Genomic DNA, 17510 nt, shown 5'->3' with positions numbered 1-17510 from the left:
GAGATAGCGATGAAGGAATTCCACCTGCCCGATCCCGGTGAGGGACTGGTCGAGGCCGACATCGTCCGCTGGGTGGTCGCCGAGGGCGACGAGGTGAAGGTCAACGACATCCTGGTCGAGATCGAGACCTCCAAGTCGATCGTGGAGTTGCCCTCGCCGTGGGCCGGACGGATCGCCCGGCTGATGGTCGACGAGGGTGCGACTGTCGCGGTGGGCGCGCCGATCGTGCTGATCGACGACGGGGTCGCGGCAGCGTCGTCCGAGCCGGCGGCGTCCCCTGTCGAGGCGGTCGAGACCCCGGCTGTGCCGGCGGCATCTGCCGAGCCGACCCCGGCCTCCGAGGCGTTCCTGGTCGGCTACGGCGTCAAGTCGTCGTCGCTGGCCCGGCGTCCGCGAAAGGCGCCGAGCGGCGTCGGCAAGCCGATCGGACCCGTCACCGACCAGGTGCACGACTCTTACGCCGCCGACCAGCCGGTCTCCCGTCCGATCGATCAGTCGACGACGACCGGACCGCTCACCGCCGAACCCACCGGTGAGCCGCTGCCGCGTCCCGGCAGGACGCCGCGTCCGGCATCGGCGGCCAAGCGGGCGCTGGCCAAGCCGCCGGTGCGCCGGCTGGCCCGCGACCTGGGCCTGGATCTGGACGCCGTGGACGGCACCGGTCCAGACGGCACCATTACCGCCGACGACGTGCTGAGCGCGGCCGTGCTCTCCCGTGGCACGCCCGAGGCGACGGGGGTGACCTCGCGGGTGCCGCTGAAGGGCGTCCGCCGCGAGATGGCCCGCACCATGGCAGAGTCGTTCAAGGTGCCGACCGCGACGGTGATCATGCAGGCCGACGTGACGGCGTCCATGGAGCTGGTGGAGCGGCTGCGAGAGCGGAGAGAGTTCGCCGGCCTGCGGGTGTCGCCGCTGCTGATCTTCGCCAAGGCGGCCTGCCTGGCGATCGCCCGCAATCCCGACCTGAACTCGACCCTCGACATGGCCGCCAGCGAGATCGTCCGCAACGAGGACGTGAACTTGGGCATCGCGGCGGCCACCCCGCGCGGGCTGATGGTGCCGAACATCAAGCAGGCGAACAAGATGAACTTGCTGCAGTTGGCCGAGGCGCTGCACAACATGGTGCAGGTCGCCAAGACCGGCAAGGTGCCCGCCGAGGACATGACGAAGGGCACCTTCACCATCACCAACGTGGGCGTCTTCGGGGTGGACGGCGGCACGCCGATCTTGAACCTGGGGGAGTCGGCGATCATGTGCCTGGGCACCATCGCCCGGCGTCCGTGGGTGATCGGCAAGGGCGCGGACGAGCAGATCGTGATTCGCTCGGTGTGCACTCTCTCGCTGACCTTCGACCACCGCCTGGTGGACGGCGAACTGGCCTCGAAATTCCTCAGCGACGTGGCCGCGATCCTGGGTGACCCCGGTCTGGCGATGATGTTCTGAGCTGGCTTGAAACAACGATCCGGATTGGGCTGGTCACTCGCGGCCCGATCCGGATCGTTGTTTGCGGCCGAAAGCCGGTGCTCGACCCATCGGGATTGACGATGGATTCACCCCGCCGGACGATGAGGTCATGTCCGACTCCGAGGCCTTCTGTGAGGTGTTTCCACAGGCGCCATGGTCGGCTGGCAGCGCCGCCGGCATCCCGACCAGCCGCAGGTGGGGCCGTTGACTTTGGGCCGGGTCATCCCGGCTGACCGATCGCGCGATCGGTGACCGCTGACAGGGTCGATGACTGCTTTCGGGCTATTTCATGAAAGCAGTGGGCGATCCCGAAACCAGTCACCGATCGCGCGATCGGCTGCCGTGTGGCTCGACTCGCGCCGGATCGCATCACAGCCCGGGTCAGCCGGCGGAACCCGGCATTGCAGTCGGTACCGGAACCCACCCGTTCTTCGCTGGGCCGAGGGGTGATCACCAGCGGCCGGGTCTGACAGGCTGGGGCCATGGCCCGTGGCGATGTACTGATCACTCCCGACGAACTGGACGGCGTCCTCGCGGACGTTGACGTGTTGGACGTCCGCTGGCGGCTCGGCGAGCCCGCCGGCGCCGGACGCGAACGCTACCGGGAAGCGCACCTGCCGGGTGCCCGTTTCCTCGACCTGGAGGCGGTGCTGACCCGGCACGGCGAACCGATCGAGGGACGTCACCCCCTCCCGGACGCCGACACCCTGGCCCGCGGACTGGGCGAGCTCGGGGTGGACGGCAGCCGTCCGGTCGTGGTCTACGACGAGGCCGGCTCGTTCGCCGCGTCGCGAGCGTGGTGGGTGCTGCGCTGGGCCGGTCTGGACGTCCGGGTGCTGGACGGCGGCATCGGCGCCTGGGCGGCGCAGAACCGGCCGCTGACCAGCGGCGACACCGAGGTCGAAGCCGTTTTGTTGACGCTGACCACCGGGCAGCTGCCGACCATCGAGGCCGACGACGCCGCCGGCTTCGACGGCACCCTGATGGACGCCCGCGCACCCGAGCGGTACCGCGGCGAGACCGAGCCGATCGACCCGGTCGCCGGCCACATCCCCGGCGCGGCCAACGTTCCGGTGAGCGATTTCTTCACCGCCGACGGACGCCTTCCGGACCCGGAGCGGCTCGCCCAGCTGCTCGATCGCCCAGGTCCGCTGGCCGCCTATTGCGGGTCGGGGGTGAGCGCCGCCCAGATCGTCCTCGCCGGCGCCAGCATCGACCGTCCGATCGCGCTCTTTCCGGGGTCGTGGTCGGCCTGGAGCAGCGACCCGGCGCGTCCTATCGCCACCGGAGATGAGCGCGCATGACCTACCCGACGACGGCCCGCACCCTGCTGGACAACATCGAGGCCAACCTGCGCGGCGTCCGGTCGCGGGTCGGCGACCGGCTGGTGCTGGCCGCCGTGAAAGCCAACGCCTACGGGCACGGGGCGCTCGCCGTGGCGTCCATGATCGAGCTGCGGGGCGCCGCCGACTGGCTCGGGGTGGCCACCGTCGATGAGGGACGCCAGCTGCGCAAGGCCGGCATCAGCCTGCCGATCCTGAAGCTCTCACCGACCCGTGGCGTCGACGAGATCAGCGGGGCGCTGGCGTCGGCGATCACCCTCACGGTGGTCGACGAGGCCTCGGTCGAGGAGACCTCGCGGGTGGCCGAGCGGATCGGCCTGACCGGTGTCGACGTCCACCTGAAGGTGGACACCGGCATGCGCCGGGTCGGGGTCGAACCCGCCGACGCACCGGCGCTGGCGGCCCGGATCGCCGCCGCCGACGGCCTGCGGCTGCAGGGCCTGTTCAGTCATCTGCCGATCTCCGACAGCCCGGCCGGCATCGATTTCACCCGCGCGCAGACCGCGATCTTCGCGTCCACCGCCGCCGCCGTGGAGGCCGCAGCGGGCCCGGTCGAACTGAAACACCTGGCCAACTCGGGCGCCGTGCTCGGGCACCCGGACAGCTGGTTCGACCTGGTCCGGCCCGGCATCATGATCTACGGCAGCCTGCCCGACCCGGACGCCGAACGCACCGTCGAACTGCGCCCTGGCCTGGAGCTCGCCACCGCCATCTCGTTCCTGAAACCCGTAGCCGCGGGCGAGACAGTGGGCTATGGCCGAACTTGGACGGCGCCGCGGGACACCTGGATCGCCACCATCCCGGTCGGCTACGGGGACGGCTACTCGCGGCTGCTCTCCAACCGCGGCCGGGTGCTGATCGGCGGCCGCTGCTACCCGGTCGCCGGCCGGGTCTGCATGGACCAGACCATGGTCGACCTGGGCCCCGAACCGGACGCCGAACTCGGCGACGAGGTAGTGCTGATCGGACGCCGCGGCGACGAAGAGATCACCGTCGCCGAGGTCGCCGAGTTGATGGGCACCATTCCCTACGAGGTGACCTGCCTGATCACCGGACGGGTGACCCGCGACTATGTCTGAGCTGTGTCGACCTCGCTGACCCCCGTCACCGGATGGTGCGGGGCGTCGATACTCGCGGTCGCCGAGGCTGCCGGGGGAAAACCCGAAAATCCCCAAGTCGATTGCCAGTAGCCGGGCGACACGCCGGCACGGAGCAATCGACTTGGCGATTTTCGGGATTGCCTCGATCAGGGTCGGCCGGCAGCCAGCCGGTCTCCGCGGCCAGTGCGCGGTCAGAGCCTGCCCGTTACTGCTTCGAAATGGAGGAAACCGGGACTTCGTCCAGCGAGTTGTACACCGGGATGCCGCGGGCCTGCGCGATCGTGACGTCCTGATCGGCGCCGCGCGAGTCGCCGGGCAGCCGTAGCACTGCGTCGCAGTGCTGCAGCAGCCGTTCGGCGGCGGGGTACATCACCTCGGCCGCCAACCGATCGGACGGCCCGTCGGCCCCCGCGCTGCGCAATACCGGCAGCGCCACCCACTCGCCGATCATCGGAATGTGGCCGGCACGGACGATCGGCCAGGCAGCCTCTTCGAGACGCGCGAGGTAGGTCGGGGTCACCGCCGGTGCCGGCGGCGTAGGGACCGGCGATCAAGATCAGCAGCGACTTGCACATAACCGGCACAATACAGCAGAATCGTGCAAGAACGGGAAGGAGTGGGAAATGCTCGCTGCGGCACGGAAGGAGTTGCTCCTGGAGCGGCTGCGCCGTGACGGGCGGATCGTGGCCAAGGAGATCGCCGCCGAACTGGGCCTTTCCGAGGACAGTATCCGCCGCGATCTGCGGGAACTCGACATGGCAGGCCTGGCGGTGCGTGTCTACGGTGGTGCGCTCCCGGCGTCACCGGCGATCGTCGACTACGCGGCCCGCACCACGGTCGCGCCGGACAGCAAGCGCAGGGTCGCGGCCGCCGCGGTGGCGCTGATCGAACCCGGCGCCACGATCATCCTGGACGGCGGCACCACCACCCGCGCCATGGTCGAGGCGCTCCCGCGGAGCTTCCGCGGCACGATCATCACGCACAGCCCCACCATCGCCGCGGCCCTCCTGAACCACGAAGCGGGCGTCTTCCTGATCGGCGGCCAGCTGTTCAAGCACTCCGCGGTCGCCTGTGGGGCGGCGGCGGTCGAGGCGGCGAACAAGATCAGCGCCGACCTGTTCTTCCTCGGCGTCACCGGGGTCCACCCCACCGCGGGGCTGACCACCGGCGATGCCGACGAGGCCGCGATGAAACGCGCCCTGGCGTCCCGCGCCGCCGAGACCTACGTGCTGGCCAGCGACGAGAAGGTCGGCGCGGCGTCCCGCTACGGCGTCCTGCCGCTCGACGCGGTCGCCGGAATCATCACCGACGCGGCCGCGGACGATCCCACCTCGCGAGAACTCGCGGCGGCCGGCGTCATACTCGTTCACACCGACGATCGCACTCCCTGAGGTAGTCGAGTGAGGTCTCGTGGCAGACAATCGGTGGCGGCCGTCGGCCGTCCGGTGAGGTAATGAAAAGCAATCAGCAGAGAGGATCTTGCATGCGCGTCCTAGTCACGGGTGGGGCCGGATATATCGGTTCCCACACGAGTGTGGAGCTACTGAAGGAAGGGCACGACGTCCTGGTCGTGGACGACCTGTCCAACAGTTCGCCGGAATCATTGCGCCGGGTCGCCGAACTGGCTGGACGCCCCGCGGAGTTCATCGAGGCCAACGTGGGGGACGCCGCGGCTCTCGATGCCGCCTTCGTCAGCTTCCGTCCGGACGCGGTGATCCATTTCGCCGGCCGCAAGGCCGTCGGCGAGTCCACGCAGCTGCCGTTGCTCTACTACCGCGAGAACGTGGCGGCCACCGTCACGCTGCTGGAGGTGATGGCCGCGCACGGCTGCGGCCGGATCGTGTTCAGCAGCTCGGCCACCGTCTACGGCAGCGCCTCCGAGCCGCCGTTCGCCGAGGACGCGCCGACCGGTGCGACCAACCCGTACGGCTGGACCAAGCACATGATCGAGCAGATCCTCGCCGACGCGGCCGCTGCCGATCAGGAGTTGGCGGTGGCGGTGCTGCGCTACTTCAACCCGATCGGCGCCCACGAGTCGGGCCGGATCGGTGAGGATCCCAAGGGCGTGCCGAACAACCTGCTGCCGTTCGTCGCCCAGGTCGCAGCCGGACGCCGTACTGGGCTGCAGGTCTTCGGCAACGACTACCCGACCCCCGACGGCACCGGCCTGCGCGACTACATCCATGTGGTGGATCTGGCCCAGGGCCATCTGGCCGCGCTGGCCCGGATCGGTGAAGGTGCTGGATGCCACGTCTGGAATCTCGGCACCGGGCGTCCGCTGTCGGTGCTCGAGGTGATCGAGGCGTACCAGAAGGCGTCCGGGGTGACCATTCCGTATCAGATCGTCGCGCGGCGTCCCGGTGACGTCGCCGCCTCCTACGCCGACGTCAGCAAGGCCGAACGCGAACTCGGCTGGCGCGCACAGCGCAGTCTCGACCAGGCCTGCGCCGACACCGTCCGTTGGCAGTCGAACAACCCGGACGGCTACGCCGGCTGATTGCCAAGCGCCACCGATCTTCTTTCGGCCGCGTTGGCAGCCCTCGTTCACGACGACGAGTTGGCCGGGCGCTTTTCCGAAGCATTGGCGTCCACCCTGCCGTGGGTGGCGTTTCTGCCCGAGGATGACCGCCGAGCCTTCGCTGAGGAGGCCGCCGCTACCCTGCGAGCAAGCGCCTCGATCGGCAAGTATTCGGCGTTCGCCACCCTGATCGAGGACTGGCGCAACGCCGCGGAGATCTGGGCCGACCCTGCGCTGGCGCGTTCCCTTGCCACCTCGATCGACGTGCCGGTCGACCTTCCGGTGGACGATCGTTGACGCCACGAGCGAAGCGTGGACAGCAGGTCCCGCCTCCACCCTCGGACGACGAGTGGGAGTTGCGCTTCGGCACCAAGGAGTCGCTCAGCTTTCCGGAGCTCGAGAAGCAGTTTCCCGGCAACTGTGCCGAGGCCAAGGAGCGTCTGCGCACCGCGCTGACCGTGCGCACCGATGTGCAGAAGCCTCTCAAGGGTCGGCTGGACCGGCGGGCGCTTCGTGGGGTCGAACTGGAGCAATGGCAGTACGACATCTCCTCTGGAGCTCGACTGTGGTACTGCGTCGACCCCGTCGCCCATGTGGTGTGGCTGACGAACGCGTCCGCCGCGCACCCGACTGCGACGACGTCCACGAACAGGAGGGCGCCGCGGAACCGCTGACCTTCGTGGCGGAGGGGTTACGGCTCGATCAGGCATGCTCCCGGATCGGACGGGATGGCCAGGTGGATCTCGGGCGTCGGCAGCCCTCGCACCGACGCCGCCACCCGGACGGCGTGGGCGACGGTCTCCATCTTCTCGGGCCTGACCAGGGCGATCGCGCTGCCGCCGAAGCCGCCACCGGTCATCCGGGCGCCCAGTGCGCCGGCGCCGCGGGCGGCCGCCACGACCACGTCGAGTTCCACGCAGCTCACTTCGTAGTCGTCGCGCAACGAGTCGTGCGAGGCGTCCATCAGGCGTCCGGCGGTGGCCCAGTCGCCGGCCTCCGAGGCGGCGACGAAGTCGGTGACCCGTCCGATCTCGGTGACGACGTGCCGGACGCGGCGGCGCACCTCGTCATCGTCGAGGGCCGCCAGCGCGGCGTTCAGATCGGTGACCTCGCGCAGGGTGGTCACCCCGAGTCGGGCGGCGCCCCGCTCGCAGGCGGCCCGGCGGGCGCCGTACTGGCCGTCGGCCAGCGAGTGGCTGGCACGGGTGTCGATCACCAACAGGGCCAGGCCGGCCGCGTCCAGGTCGAACCGGACCTGCTCGACCGAGCCGTCCCGGCAGTCCAGCAGCAGCGCGTGACCGGCCTGAGCACGCAGCGAGGCGGCCTGGTCCATGCCGCCGGTGGGCGCCCCGGCCACCTCGTTCTCGGCCCGGACGCACAGCGCCGCCAGCCGGGCACGGTCGGCGTCGCCGGCGTCCAGTCGATGACCGGCGAGCTGCGCCAGGGCCAGACCGACGGCGCATTCGACGGCCGCGGACGACGACAGCCCGGCGCCCAGCGGTACGCAGGAGGCGACGGCGAGATCGAATCCCGGCACGGCGACGCCCGCGCCGGTCAGTGCCCAGGCCGGCCCGCCGCAGTAGGCCACCCAGCCGGAGACCTTCCGCGGCGCCAGCTCGGCGAGGGTGCCCTCCCACACCGGTTCGGTGCCGATGTCGGTGGTCATCCGGACGCGGCCGTCGCTTCGGGCGGATGCCGCGACATAGGTGCGGTGCGGTAGCGCGATCGGCAGGCACAGGCCCCCGTTGTAGTCGGTGTGCTCGCCGATCAGATTGACCCGTCCCGGCGACGCCCAAACGCCGTCCGGCTCGGCACCGAACGCTCGCCGGAACAACTCCTGCGCGGTCCGGACGCCGGTCTCGGCCGTCCAGGCCTGCTGCCATTCACTCATGTGCGACTCCTTCGTCAGGTGGTTTGAGCGGGCTACGGTGCAGCCGCAGGAGCGGCGGATCGCCACCTCGGTGGGGATCAGCCGGTGGGCCCCGCCGGTGGCCGGCCCGGTGATCGTCTGGAACGCCCCGCGGGTAGGGTGCGGACCGAATCGCGGACGCGCAACGGCATCGGCACCACGATGTGGGCCGCGTCGACGCCGTCGCCGAGCGCCATCTCCATCGCGCGGCGTCCCATCTCTTCGTAGGGGAGGAGCGCGGTGGTCAGCGCCGGACGCAGGTGCGCGGCGATGATGTCGTCGTCGAACGACACCACCGACACGTCGTCGGGGATCCGGATGCCGCGGAGTTGCATCGCCTGGTAAGCACCGAAGGCAAGCCGGTCGTTGAGGCAGATCAGGCCGGTGAATGTCGCACCGGAATCCAGCAGTTCGTTCATGCCATCGAACCCGATGTCGGGCTCCCAGCGCGGGGCGCGGTAGCCGGCCACCCGCAGCCTGCGTTCCGCGATCACTTCGTCGATGCCGGCGAACCGAGCTCCGATGGTGACTGTCTCGCCCCAGTCGGGCGCGCGATTCGGGTCGTAGCCGACGATGGCGATGTCGGTGTGGCCGGCGTCGGCCAGCGCCTCGGCGATCCTCCGTCCGGCAGAGTGATCGTCGGGCAGCACGGTCGGATGCCCCTCGTCGCTCGCGCCGTTGACCAGGATCACCGGCACGTCCGAGGGCACCGGAGGGACGTGTATCTTCCGAGCCTCCATGAAGCCCAGGATCACCGCGGTGGGTTCGCGATCGAGCATGGTCAGCAGTGCCTGCTCGGTGCGGGCCGGATCGGTGCCGGTCTCGGCGATCAGCACGGTGTGGTCGCGCTCGTCCGCCTCGCGGAGCAGGCCCTGGATCATCGCCGACGCGAAGCGGGTGGTGGTCACGTCGGCGGAGAGGAAGGCCACCGTCCGGCTCGATCCCAGCCGCAGGCTGCGAGCCGCATGGTTGGGCCGGTAGCGCAACTCGGCTGCGGCGGCGCGCACCCGTTCGGCGGATTTGGCGGAGAGGCGGGTGCCTTGCCGGTTGTTGAGGATCATGCTGGCGGACGCGGTCGAGACGCCCGCGCGAGCCGCGACATCGGCCAGTGTCACCCGCTTCCTCACGCAGTCCCCCTCCTGGCCGCGGACCAAGCCCGATGCTAACATCCGCCGCCGGATCTCCCCATCGGCGGGGCAGCACAAGCCACCCTCGACACCCGTTGAGCCTTCGTTGACGCCGTGATGCTAAATCGATTAGCATCGCGGCAACCTCGGGCCCCCCGAACCAGTGGTTGTCACTGGGCGGTCGGACCCATTCAAAAGGAGCAGCAGAGTGGCTGATTTCACCCGAAGAGCAATGCTCGCGACGCTGGGCCTCGGGGCGATCGGAACCGCGGTGTCGTGGCCGCGGCTCACAGCGTCAGATATTCCCGGGCGCGGGAAGAGTGCACTCACCATCGCACTCTTCGGAACCGAGCAGGACGCCGCCCAGCGGCAGGGGCTGATCGACGGTTTCAACCGCAGGCATCCCGACATCCCGGTGCGGATCGTGGCGATCCAGGGCCAGGACTGGAGCGAGTATTTCGCCAAGATCCTTACCATGATCGCGGCCGGCACCCCCCCGGACGTGGTCACCGTCGCCACCGAGGGCACCCAGCTGTTCGCCTCTCGGATGGCCCATCCGCTCGATGACTACGTGCAACGCGACGCAGCCGAGATGCAGGAGTATTTCGACGACGTCCACCCGTCGCTCATCGAGGCATTCCTCTACAAGGGCAGCCTCTTCCAGTTGCCGGACAACTTCAACGCCGCGAACGTGTTCTACAACACCTCCGCCCTGCAGCGGGCCGGCCTGGAGCGACCGAACGACAACTGGACGATCGACGACTTCTTCACGGTCGCCCGGGCGATGAAGTCCAGCGGGCAGGGCAGTTTCCTGCCCTACTTCTGGAACAACCGGCTGTGGGGCGGCGTCGTGCCGTGGCTCTACGTCAACAAGACCAGCTTCCTCACCGAGGAGAAGGCGCCCGGCGGCGACTGGTTCTGGAAGAAGTTCTACCCCAACGAGACGCCGCGCGGCGGCGGCTATCTATGGGAGAACGCCGACGCGCTCAACGACGCCACGGTGGAGAGCTTCTCGGTTCTCCAGCGCCTGGTCAGCGAGGGGCTTGCGGCCAACCCGGCACAGGGCGGCGGCAACGAGCTCGTCGCGCTGTTCTCCACCGGCGCGGTCGGCATGACCCCAGCCGGTGGCTACTGGGTCCAGGGCCTGAAAGAGGCCGGCGTCGCCAACGACGCCTACGACGTGACCTACTTCCCGGCGATGAACGGCCAGCGCCACCAGTTCGGCGCCGGCGGCTACGCGATCATGGCCGTCTCCGAACGCAAGGACGAGGCCTGGGAATGGCTGAAGTACTGCGTCTCGGTCGAGGGCATGTCCATCGCGCACAACAAGCCGGACTCGTCGTTGCCGCGGCGTTCGCTGAACGACAAGCTCTATGGCGCCGGGGTCGGCCCGGCGCATTGGAATGTCTTCTACGACACCCTCATCCAATTCCCGACCACCGGACCGATGCCTGCCCCGCCACAGCAGGCTGCGGTCGAATCCGCACTGCTCAAGAACGTGGTCAGCACGATCATGAACGGGCCCAACGGTGTCCGGCCGGGGCTGGAGTTGATGCAGCGTGACCTCGAACTCGCACTGAAGGGACGCTGATGTCCGCCTCCGTTAACCCTCAAAAGAAGAACCGGACGCTGATCTGGGTCTTCCTCGCGCCCACCGTCATCGGGTTGGGCCTGTTCAGCGTGGTGCCGATTCTCGGCTCCGTCGTGCTGGCGTTCTTCCGCTGGGACATCATCACCCCGCCGGAGTTCGTCGGCTTCGAGAACTTCGTTCAGATGGGGGCCAACCCGACGATCAGGGTGTCGTTCCTCAACACCCTGACCTTCGTGGTCGCCGCTGTGATCGTACAGTTGGCGGTGGCTCTCGGGCTGGCCATTCTCGTGCAGTCCAAGATGCCCGACTGGCTTCGGACGTTCTTCCGCTCGGCGCTGTTCTTCCCGCTGATCCTGTCGGCGGCGTCGGTGTCGCTGATCATGGCCTACCTGTTCAACTACGAGTTCGGCCTGATCAACCAGTTCCTCACCATGATCGGCGTCGGCAAGGTCGGCTGGCTGACCACCGGCTTTGGCGCCAAGGTCGTGGTGCTGATCGTTTATGTATGGCAGAACTTCGGCTTCACCTTCCTGATGTTCATCGGCGGCATCGCCGGCATTCCGAAGGAGGTGTACGAGGCCTCGTCGATCGACGGCGTGGTGGGCTGGTCACAGTTCCGGCACATCACCATTCCACTGATCAGCCCGACGATGCTGGTGGCGTCCGTGATGGCGATCATCAACGCGCTGCAGATCTTCGACCAGCCCTGGGTTCTCACCCGAGGGGGCCCAGGTGACGACACCCGCACCGCGGTGATGGTGATCTACGAATCGGCCTTCCGGCAGCTCGACTTCGGTGGCGCTTCGGCCATCGGCATCGTGCTGACCCTCGTGATCATGCTGGTCACCGGTCTCCAGTTCCAGCTCAGCAAGCGCTACGTCTTCTACGGGTGAGGTTTTCATGAGCAATATCGATGCAGTCACAACCCGTTCGCCCCTTGCTGGGATCGGAACGTTCGGAAAGTACCTGGTGCTCGCAATCGGCGCGTTCCTCACCATCGGTCCGGTGGTCTGGACGCTGATCACGGCGCTCAATCCACAAGACTCGGTGACCCACGTCACCACCACCGGCTTCAGCGCGTTCGCGGACGTGTTCACCAAGATCCCGGTCTGGTTGTACGTGTGGAACACGGCCCTGGTGACCGTGCTTGCGGCCGCTGGGCAGATGATCAGCGCGGCGATGGCCGGCTATGTGTTCGCCCGGTTCGAGTTCCGGGGCAAGAACGGCCTGTTCGCCATCATCCTGGCCACGATGATGGTGCCGATGCAGGTGACTATCGTCCCGGTGTTCATGCTGATCCGTGGCATGGGCCTGGCCGATACGCTGCTGGCGCTGATCATTCCGGCCCTGCCGACGGCATTCGGCACCTTCTTGATGAGGCAGTACTTCATGGGTCTGCCCGCCGAACTCGGCGAAGCCGCCGAGATCGACGGCGCGGGACCGTGGAAGACCTTCTTCGGCATCTATCTGCCGTTGTCGGCGCCAGGCTTGGCGATCGTCGGAATTCTCGCCTTCAACTACCACTGGAACGAGTTCTTCCGACCGCTGATCATGACCATCAGTGAGCAGAACTTCACGCTGCCGCTCGGCCTGGTGTCGTTGCAGGGCAAGCTCGGTAGCGGCTCGGTCGCCACCGTGCTGGCTGGAGTGATCATCTCGATGATTCCCGCGCTATTCGTGTTCGTCTTCGGTCAGAAGCCGCTTCGCGAGGGCCTCACCGCGGGCGCCGGAAAGTAACGCGTTCCACGCGATGCCCGCCACCGTCGGGTGGCGGGCATCGTCACGTGGTGACTCTTGTATTTCGAGCAAAGGACGGCTGTCAGCATGAACGAGGATTTGCGGCGAGCAGAGGCGTCGGTCGAGAAACTGGCCGCCACCCGCAACGACCGGTGGTACCCGCGGTTTCACATCGCGCCGGTGGGCGGGTGGCTCAACGACCCCAACGGCCTGTGTCACTACAACGGCCGCTACCACGTGTACTTCCAGCACGACCCGTACCGCCCGACCTGGGGACTGATGCACTGGGGGCATGTCAGCAGTGCCGACCTGATCCAGTGGCGCCGCGAGCCGATCGCGATGGCGCCGGACCTGGCGGGCGACCGGCACGGTGTCTTCTCCGGCTCCGCCGTCGTCTCGGAGGCAGGTGAGCTGGTCGTCTACTACACCGGACACGTCTGGCTCAACGGCGTGGACCGGGCCGGCGGGGTCAGGCAGTGCCAGATGATGGCGGTCAGCACGGACGCGAATCATTTCGAGAAGCGCGGCGTGGTCATCGACACCCCGGAAGGCATCGCTCAGTTCCGCGATCCCAAGGTCTGGCGGCAGGGCGACAGCTGGTATCTGGTGGTCGGCGTCGGGGCGCGCGACGGATCCGGTGAGATCTGGCTGTACGTCTCGGACGACATGGTCGATTGGCGCTTCGACCGGGTGCTGTACCGGTCCACGCTGCCCGGCGTGTTCATGCTGGAGTGCCCGGACTTCTTTCCGCTCGGCGACCGCTGGGTGCTGGTGTTCAGCCCGATGGGCGCCCATCCGGACGGTTTCGAGCGCCGCAACGTCCACAATGTCGGCTACGTGGTGGGCCACTGGCGGCCGGGCGGCGATTTCGAGGTGGTCGCCGACCACGCCGAACTCGACAAGGGCGGCAATTTCTATGCGCCGCAGACCTTCCTGGCACCGGACGGCCGTCGCCTGCTGCTCGGCTGGATGGCGGGCGGCCCCGACCAGCCGATGCCCTCCCAGCAGGACGGCTGGTGCTCCCAGCTGACGGTGATGCGCGAGCTCGGACTCACCGCGGACCACACCCTGACGATGTGGCCGATCGCCGAGCTGGACGGGCTGCGGATCGGCACCGACACCGTCGACGCCTTCGTGCTGGACGCCGAGGAGTCGCGGGTGATCGCCGACGATCTGACGTCCGGCGAGATCGGCATTGAGATCGACCTGGCGGCGTCCACCGCGGAACGCGTCGGGCTGATCGTCCACGCCACCACGGGCGGCGACGAGACCATGATCGCCTACGACGTCCAGACTGGCCGGGTGGTCACCGACCGGCACCGTTCGGGCGCCGGACAGCGCGGCTACCGCAGCGCGGCCGTGGTCGGCGGCACCCTGAGGATGCGCATTCTGCTGGACGCCTCGAGCGTCGAGGTCTTTCTCGACGGCGGACGCGAGGCGATGAGCTCGGTGGTCTTCCCCGGCGACGGGGAGCGCCGCGTCGAGGTGTTCAGCGAGGCGGGAACCGCCGCGATCACCGCGCTGGCCGTACACCGGATCGGCACGATCTACGAATAGCCCTACCCGCGGAACCGCTCACCCGTCGGTGCCGATCACCTCGCGGTGAATGTTGTGGTCGGTGATTCCCTTGGCGAGCAGGGCGCCGTGAATCGACTGCATGAATCGGGGCGGTCCGCAGAGGAAGACGGAGGCGTCCGCGGGCAGGTCGATGTCGGCGAGATCCATGAAACCCGGACGGGCCGGGCGCAGGGTCGGCGCCGACTCGGCGTCCTGCTCGTACCAGGCCTGGGTGTGGACGTTGGTCATCGCGAGCGCGTGCCGGCGCAGGGTCTCGTAGAGCGCGTGGCTTTCGTGGGAGTGGTCGGCGTGCAGCAGCCACACCTCGCGGTCGGGCTGACGCCGGGCCAGGTCTTCGACGATCGCCGCCATCGGCGTGACGCCGATCCCCGCCGAGATCAGCACCAGCGGACCGTCCGACTCGTCCAGGACCAGTTGGCCGCGCGGCTCGGAGACGTCCAGGACGGCGCCCGGCCGGGCGTTCTCGTGCAGCCATCCGGAGACCTGGCCGCGGGGGAACCCGACGGCGCCGGCCACCCGTTTGATGGTGATCCGGAACGATTCGCCGTTCGGTCCGGACGAGATCGTGTATTGCCGCGGACGGTGATCGCCGCCGGGCAGTTCCACGTCGATCGTGACGTACTGGCCGGTGCGGTGGTACGGCAATTCGCCCTCGACCGGCGCCAGCAGCAGCGAGAATGCCTCCGCGGATTCCTCGATCCGGTCGACCACCCGATAAGGACGCCACGACTGCTCACCGACACTGCCCGTCATGGCTACAGCTTGGCTTGATGCGGCCGCCAGAGCAATCGTCGAGAGGGTCTCGATCCACCGCTTCGGCAAGGTAGAGGATCGCCGTCTCGGGGAAAGTCGGGGCGTGGGTGAGGCCCACCTGGGCGAGGGCAGCGCCAGTCAGCTCGACGCCGAAATCCGGGGTGGCCCGCAGCCGCGGCAGAATCTCGGACGGGTAATGGGCGTGGCTGTTCTCCTGCTCGACACCCCACCATTGCGGCACTTCCACCATCGGCGCGTGGTCCAGCATCAGCGGCGCCACCCAGTAGCGTCGCTCGGCGTCCAGGCCGGGGAAGCGGAGCCGTCCCCGCATCACCAGCGGGGAGCGTCCCAGTTCGGCGAAGGAGTAGACGGCCCGGCTGCGGTCCGGCGCGATCACGCCGTGGGCGGCGATGGTGTCGTCCGGCAGGTCGATCCGGATCATCTCGCCACCCAACAGCAGTGAGCGATACTCCTTGTAGAAGCCCACCCAGGCGCCCAACTCGACCAACTCGGCCGCGCTCGCCCGGGTCAGGTCCCATTCGATCCCGAGATGGCCGAAGACCGCGGTGGCCGCCCGGAAGTTGAGGGTGTGCGAGCGTCCGGTGGTGTGCGAGGCGCCGGACGCGATGTGCGAGCCGAGCAGCTCCGGAGGCAGCAGCTGCTGGGTCCAGCGGTTCATCTGCTGCCGTTCCAGCGGATCGATGCAGTCGGAGACCCAGATCCGGTCGGTGTGCTGGATCGCCTCGATGTCGACACGGGCCCCGCCGGATGAGCAGGATTCGATCTCCAGCCCCGGATGGGCGGCCTTCAGTTCGTCGACCAGCCGGTAATAGGCCAGGGTCTGTTCATGGACGCCCGGACGCCCCGACGGTGCGGTGCCGGCGTCGATCAGGTCGCGATTGTGATCCCATTTGACATAGGCGATCGGGTACTCGTCCAGCAGCGCCGTCATCGCGTCGCGAATGTAGCCGTAGCACGCGGGGATGCCGAGGTTGATCACCTGCTGATAGCGCGATTCGACCGGCCGCCGTCCGCCGGTGGCCATGATCCATTCCGGGTGGGCGCGGGCGGCGTCCGAGTCGGGATTGATCATCTCGGGCTCGAACCACAACCCGAATTGCATGCCCAGTTCGTTCACCCGGTCGATCAGCGGATGCAGCCCGTTGGGCCAGACCTCGGGTGACACCGTCCAGTCGCCCAGCCCGGCGTGGTCGTCGCGACGGGCGCCGAACCAGCCGTCGTCCAGCACGAACCGCTCCACCCCGACGGCCGCGGCAGCTTCGGCCAGCGCGATCAGCTTGGTCAGGTCGTGGTCGAAGTAGACCGCCTCCCAGACGTTGAGGGTGACCGGACGCTCCACCGACGGATGGTGCGGACGCTCGCGCAGGAAGCTGTGGAAGCGGCGGGCGACGGTGTCCAGGCCGATGCCGTACGATCCGTACAGCCACGGCGAGGTGTAGCGATCGCCGGGCCCGAGCACGATCTCGCCGGGCAGCAGCAATTCGCCGCCGCCGATCACCTGCTCGCCGGTGTACATGCGTTCCGCGTAGTGGGTGTGGTTTCCGCTCCAGGCGGTGTGCACCGACCAGATCTCACCGGTGCCGAAGCCGAAGCCGGCCGCGCCGGCGTGCAGCAGGTAGGCCGAGTCGTGCCCGGTGTGGCCCTTCCGGTTCTCCCGCAGGTGGGTGCCGACGGTGAACGCGCGGCGCTGCGGGACCCGCTCCTTGGTCCATCGGCCGGTCAGGTCGAGGATCTCGGTGGCGAGCTGCGGCACCGGGTAGGCCAGCACCAGGTCGTCCAGCTGGTAGGGATCGCCGGCCAGATTGGTCAGCCGGGCGCGGCTGCGGAACAGGCCGCTGGCTAGCAGTTCCATCGTCAGCGTCAGGCCGAGTCCGGCGGTATCGTCGACGGCGTCCAACTGCACTGAGCCGGCGCCGGTGACCGCCAGGCCGGTCACGACGTCCGCTCCGTCGACGCGGAGCGCGGTGGCGCGGAACTGGGGCGACCAGTCTCGTCCGTGGCGCGAACCGCGCAGCCCCGGACGCCCCACCCAGCCCGTCCAGTGCTCGGGCAGCACCGCCAGCCGCAAGGGCTGGTCGGGGAGCTGCGAGACCACCGGCGGCACAGACGCCCGGACCAGCGCGCGGACGTCGGAATCGGTCAGGTCTCCCAGGTCGGCTCCCCAGTGCACGATCGCCGGCAGCCGGCCCGCGGCGATATCGAGGACGACGCACACACCGGCGGCGCGCAGTACGACGCAGGCGTCCGGTTCCGGCCGGGCAAGGCCGAGGTCAGCAGTGGTCACGGGGGGCTCGCTTTCGGATCTCGCGGTCTGGTCAGTCAGAAGGGTACGCAGCCGCAGCACCGGCGGCGTGAGTCGCTGCCGGGCC

General features: G+C 68.7%; 16 protein-coding genes. 11 read left to right on the top strand and 5 right to left on the bottom strand.

The features are described from left to right. The first annotated feature begins 24 nt into the window (after positions 1-24). The 3 genes from QM619_RS01515 (at position 25) to alr (ending at position 3886) form a co-directional block, all read left to right on the top strand. A complete protein-coding gene (locus QM619_RS01515) occupies positions 25-1443 on the top strand; it encodes a 2-oxo acid dehydrogenase subunit E2 (protein ID WP_415103927.1) in 1419 nt (472 codons plus the stop codon). A 503-nt stretch (positions 1444-1946) separates the two neighbouring features. Beyond that, entirely contained in the window at positions 1947-2768 is an 822-nt protein-coding gene (locus QM619_RS01510) for a sulfurtransferase (protein WP_415103579.1), read from the top strand. After that, on the top strand, positions 2765-3886 hold the full coding sequence (gene alr, locus QM619_RS01505; protein ID WP_415103577.1) for an alanine racemase: 1122 nt from the start codon (positions 2765-2767) through the stop codon (positions 3884-3886). Before QM619_RS01510 ends, alr begins: the two co-directional genes overlap by 4 nt. 226 nt (positions 3887-4112) lie before the next feature. On the opposite strand, the gene QM619_RS01500 is transcribed toward alr, so the two are convergent. Further along, positions 4113-4427: a DUF4406 domain-containing protein gene (locus tag QM619_RS01500; protein WP_415103575.1), complete on the bottom strand. Its 315-nt coding sequence runs from the start codon at positions 4425-4427 to the stop codon at positions 4113-4115. A 103-nt stretch (positions 4428-4530) separates the two neighbouring features. On the opposite strand from QM619_RS01500, the gene QM619_RS01495 reads away from it, so the two are divergent. The 4 genes from QM619_RS01495 to QM619_RS01480 all read left to right on the top strand — a co-directional run bounded on the left by QM619_RS01495 (position 4531) and on the right by QM619_RS01480 (position 7099). Continuing rightward, a complete protein-coding gene (locus QM619_RS01495; protein WP_415103573.1) occupies positions 4531-5298 on the top strand; it encodes a DeoR/GlpR family DNA-binding transcription regulator in 768 nt (255 codons plus the stop codon). Between the two features lie 92 nt (positions 5299-5390). Next, positions 5391-6404 carry a UDP-glucose 4-epimerase GalE gene (galE, locus tag QM619_RS01490; protein WP_415103571.1) on the top strand — a complete coding sequence of 338 codons (1014 nt, stop codon included), beginning with the start codon at positions 5391-5393 and terminating at the stop codon, positions 6402-6404. After that, entirely contained in the window at positions 6405-6722 is a 318-nt protein-coding gene (locus QM619_RS01485) for a hypothetical protein (RefSeq protein ID WP_415103569.1), read from the top strand. It begins immediately after the preceding gene. Continuing rightward, on the top strand, positions 6719-7099 hold the full coding sequence (locus QM619_RS01480; RefSeq protein WP_415103567.1) for a hypothetical protein: 381 nt from the start codon (positions 6719-6721) through the stop codon (positions 7097-7099). Before QM619_RS01485 ends, QM619_RS01480 begins: the two co-directional genes overlap by 4 nt. Positions 7100-7116: 17 nt before the next feature. On the opposite strand, the gene galK is transcribed toward QM619_RS01480, so the two are convergent. Together galK and QM619_RS01470 are read right to left on the bottom strand one after the other, a co-directional pair. Continuing rightward, complete coding sequence (gene galK, locus QM619_RS01475) at positions 7117-8316, bottom strand: galactokinase (protein WP_415103565.1); 1200 nt, start codon at positions 8314-8316, stop codon at positions 7117-7119. 77 nt (positions 8317-8393) lie between these two features. Continuing rightward, the gene (locus QM619_RS01470; RefSeq protein WP_415103562.1) at positions 8394-9461 is read right to left on the bottom strand and encodes a LacI family DNA-binding transcriptional regulator; all 1068 of its coding nucleotides are present in this window, start codon (positions 9459-9461) and stop codon (positions 8394-8396) included. A 208-nt stretch (positions 9462-9669) separates the two neighbouring features. On the opposite strand from QM619_RS01470, the gene QM619_RS01465 reads away from it, so the two are divergent. From QM619_RS01465 to QM619_RS01450, 4 genes are all read left to right on the top strand, one after another. Then, the gene (locus QM619_RS01465; RefSeq protein ID WP_415103560.1) at positions 9670-11052 is read left to right on the top strand and encodes an extracellular solute-binding protein; all 1383 of its coding nucleotides are present in this window, start codon (positions 9670-9672) and stop codon (positions 11050-11052) included. After that, positions 11052-11945, top strand: a complete 894-nt coding sequence (locus tag QM619_RS01460; protein ID WP_415103558.1) for a carbohydrate ABC transporter permease — start codon at positions 11052-11054, stop codon at positions 11943-11945. Before QM619_RS01465 ends, QM619_RS01460 begins: the two co-directional genes overlap by 1 nt. Positions 11946-11952: 7 nt before the next feature. Continuing rightward, positions 11953-12789, top strand: coding sequence for a carbohydrate ABC transporter permease (locus QM619_RS01455; RefSeq protein WP_415103556.1), 837 nt, complete (start codon positions 11953-11955; stop codon positions 12787-12789). Positions 12790-12876: 87 nt separating this feature from the next. Next, positions 12877-14346, top strand: coding sequence for a glycoside hydrolase family 32 protein (locus QM619_RS01450; RefSeq protein WP_415103554.1), 1470 nt, complete (start codon positions 12877-12879; stop codon positions 14344-14346). 18 nt (positions 14347-14364) lie between these two features. Here QM619_RS01450 and QM619_RS01445 read toward each other — a convergent pair whose 3' ends face one another. Together QM619_RS01445 and QM619_RS01440 are read right to left on the bottom strand one after the other, a co-directional pair. Then, the gene (locus tag QM619_RS01445; RefSeq protein WP_415103552.1) at positions 14365-15120 is read right to left on the bottom strand and encodes an FAD-binding oxidoreductase; all 756 of its coding nucleotides are present in this window, start codon (positions 15118-15120) and stop codon (positions 14365-14367) included. Continuing rightward, positions 15101-17425 carry an alpha-galactosidase gene (locus QM619_RS01440; protein ID WP_415103550.1) on the bottom strand — a complete coding sequence of 775 codons (2325 nt, stop codon included), beginning with the start codon at positions 17423-17425 and terminating at the stop codon, positions 15101-15103. Before QM619_RS01440 ends, QM619_RS01445 begins: the two co-directional genes overlap by 20 nt. Between the last annotated feature and the right edge of the window lie 85 nt (positions 17426-17510).

This window comes from Micropruina sp. (assembly GCF_047606665.1).
GTDB lineage: Bacteria > Actinomycetota > Actinomycetes > Propionibacteriales > Propionibacteriaceae > Micropruina.
This window is presented reverse-complemented; position numbering and strand designations above follow the sequence as displayed.

Excerpts from the sequence above, each read along its gene's own strand:
- QM619_RS01510 (WP_415103579.1), top strand. The coding sequence starts at position 1,947 with ATGGCCCGTGGCGATGTACTGATCACTCCCGACGAACTGGACGGCGTC.
- alr (WP_415103577.1), top strand. The coding sequence starts at position 2,765 with ATGACCTACCCGACGACGGCCCGCACCCTGCTGGACAACATCGAGGCC.
- QM619_RS01495 (WP_415103573.1), top strand. The coding sequence starts at position 4,531 with ATGCTCGCTGCGGCACGGAAGGAGTTGCTCCTGGAGCGGCTGCGCCGT.
- galE (WP_415103571.1), top strand. The coding sequence starts at position 5,391 with ATGCGCGTCCTAGTCACGGGTGGGGCCGGATATATCGGTTCCCACACG.
- galK (WP_415103565.1), bottom strand. The coding sequence starts at position 8,316 with ATGAGTGAATGGCAGCAGGCCTGGACGGCCGAGACCGGCGTCCGGACC.
- QM619_RS01460 (WP_415103558.1), top strand. The coding sequence starts at position 11,052 with ATGTCCGCCTCCGTTAACCCTCAAAAGAAGAACCGGACGCTGATCTGG.
- QM619_RS01455 (WP_415103556.1), top strand. The coding sequence starts at position 11,953 with ATGAGCAATATCGATGCAGTCACAACCCGTTCGCCCCTTGCTGGGATC.
- QM619_RS01450 (WP_415103554.1), top strand. The coding sequence starts at position 12,877 with ATGAACGAGGATTTGCGGCGAGCAGAGGCGTCGGTCGAGAAACTGGCC.
- QM619_RS01445 (WP_415103552.1), bottom strand. The coding sequence starts at position 15,120 with ATGACGGGCAGTGTCGGTGAGCAGTCGTGGCGTCCTTATCGGGTGGTC.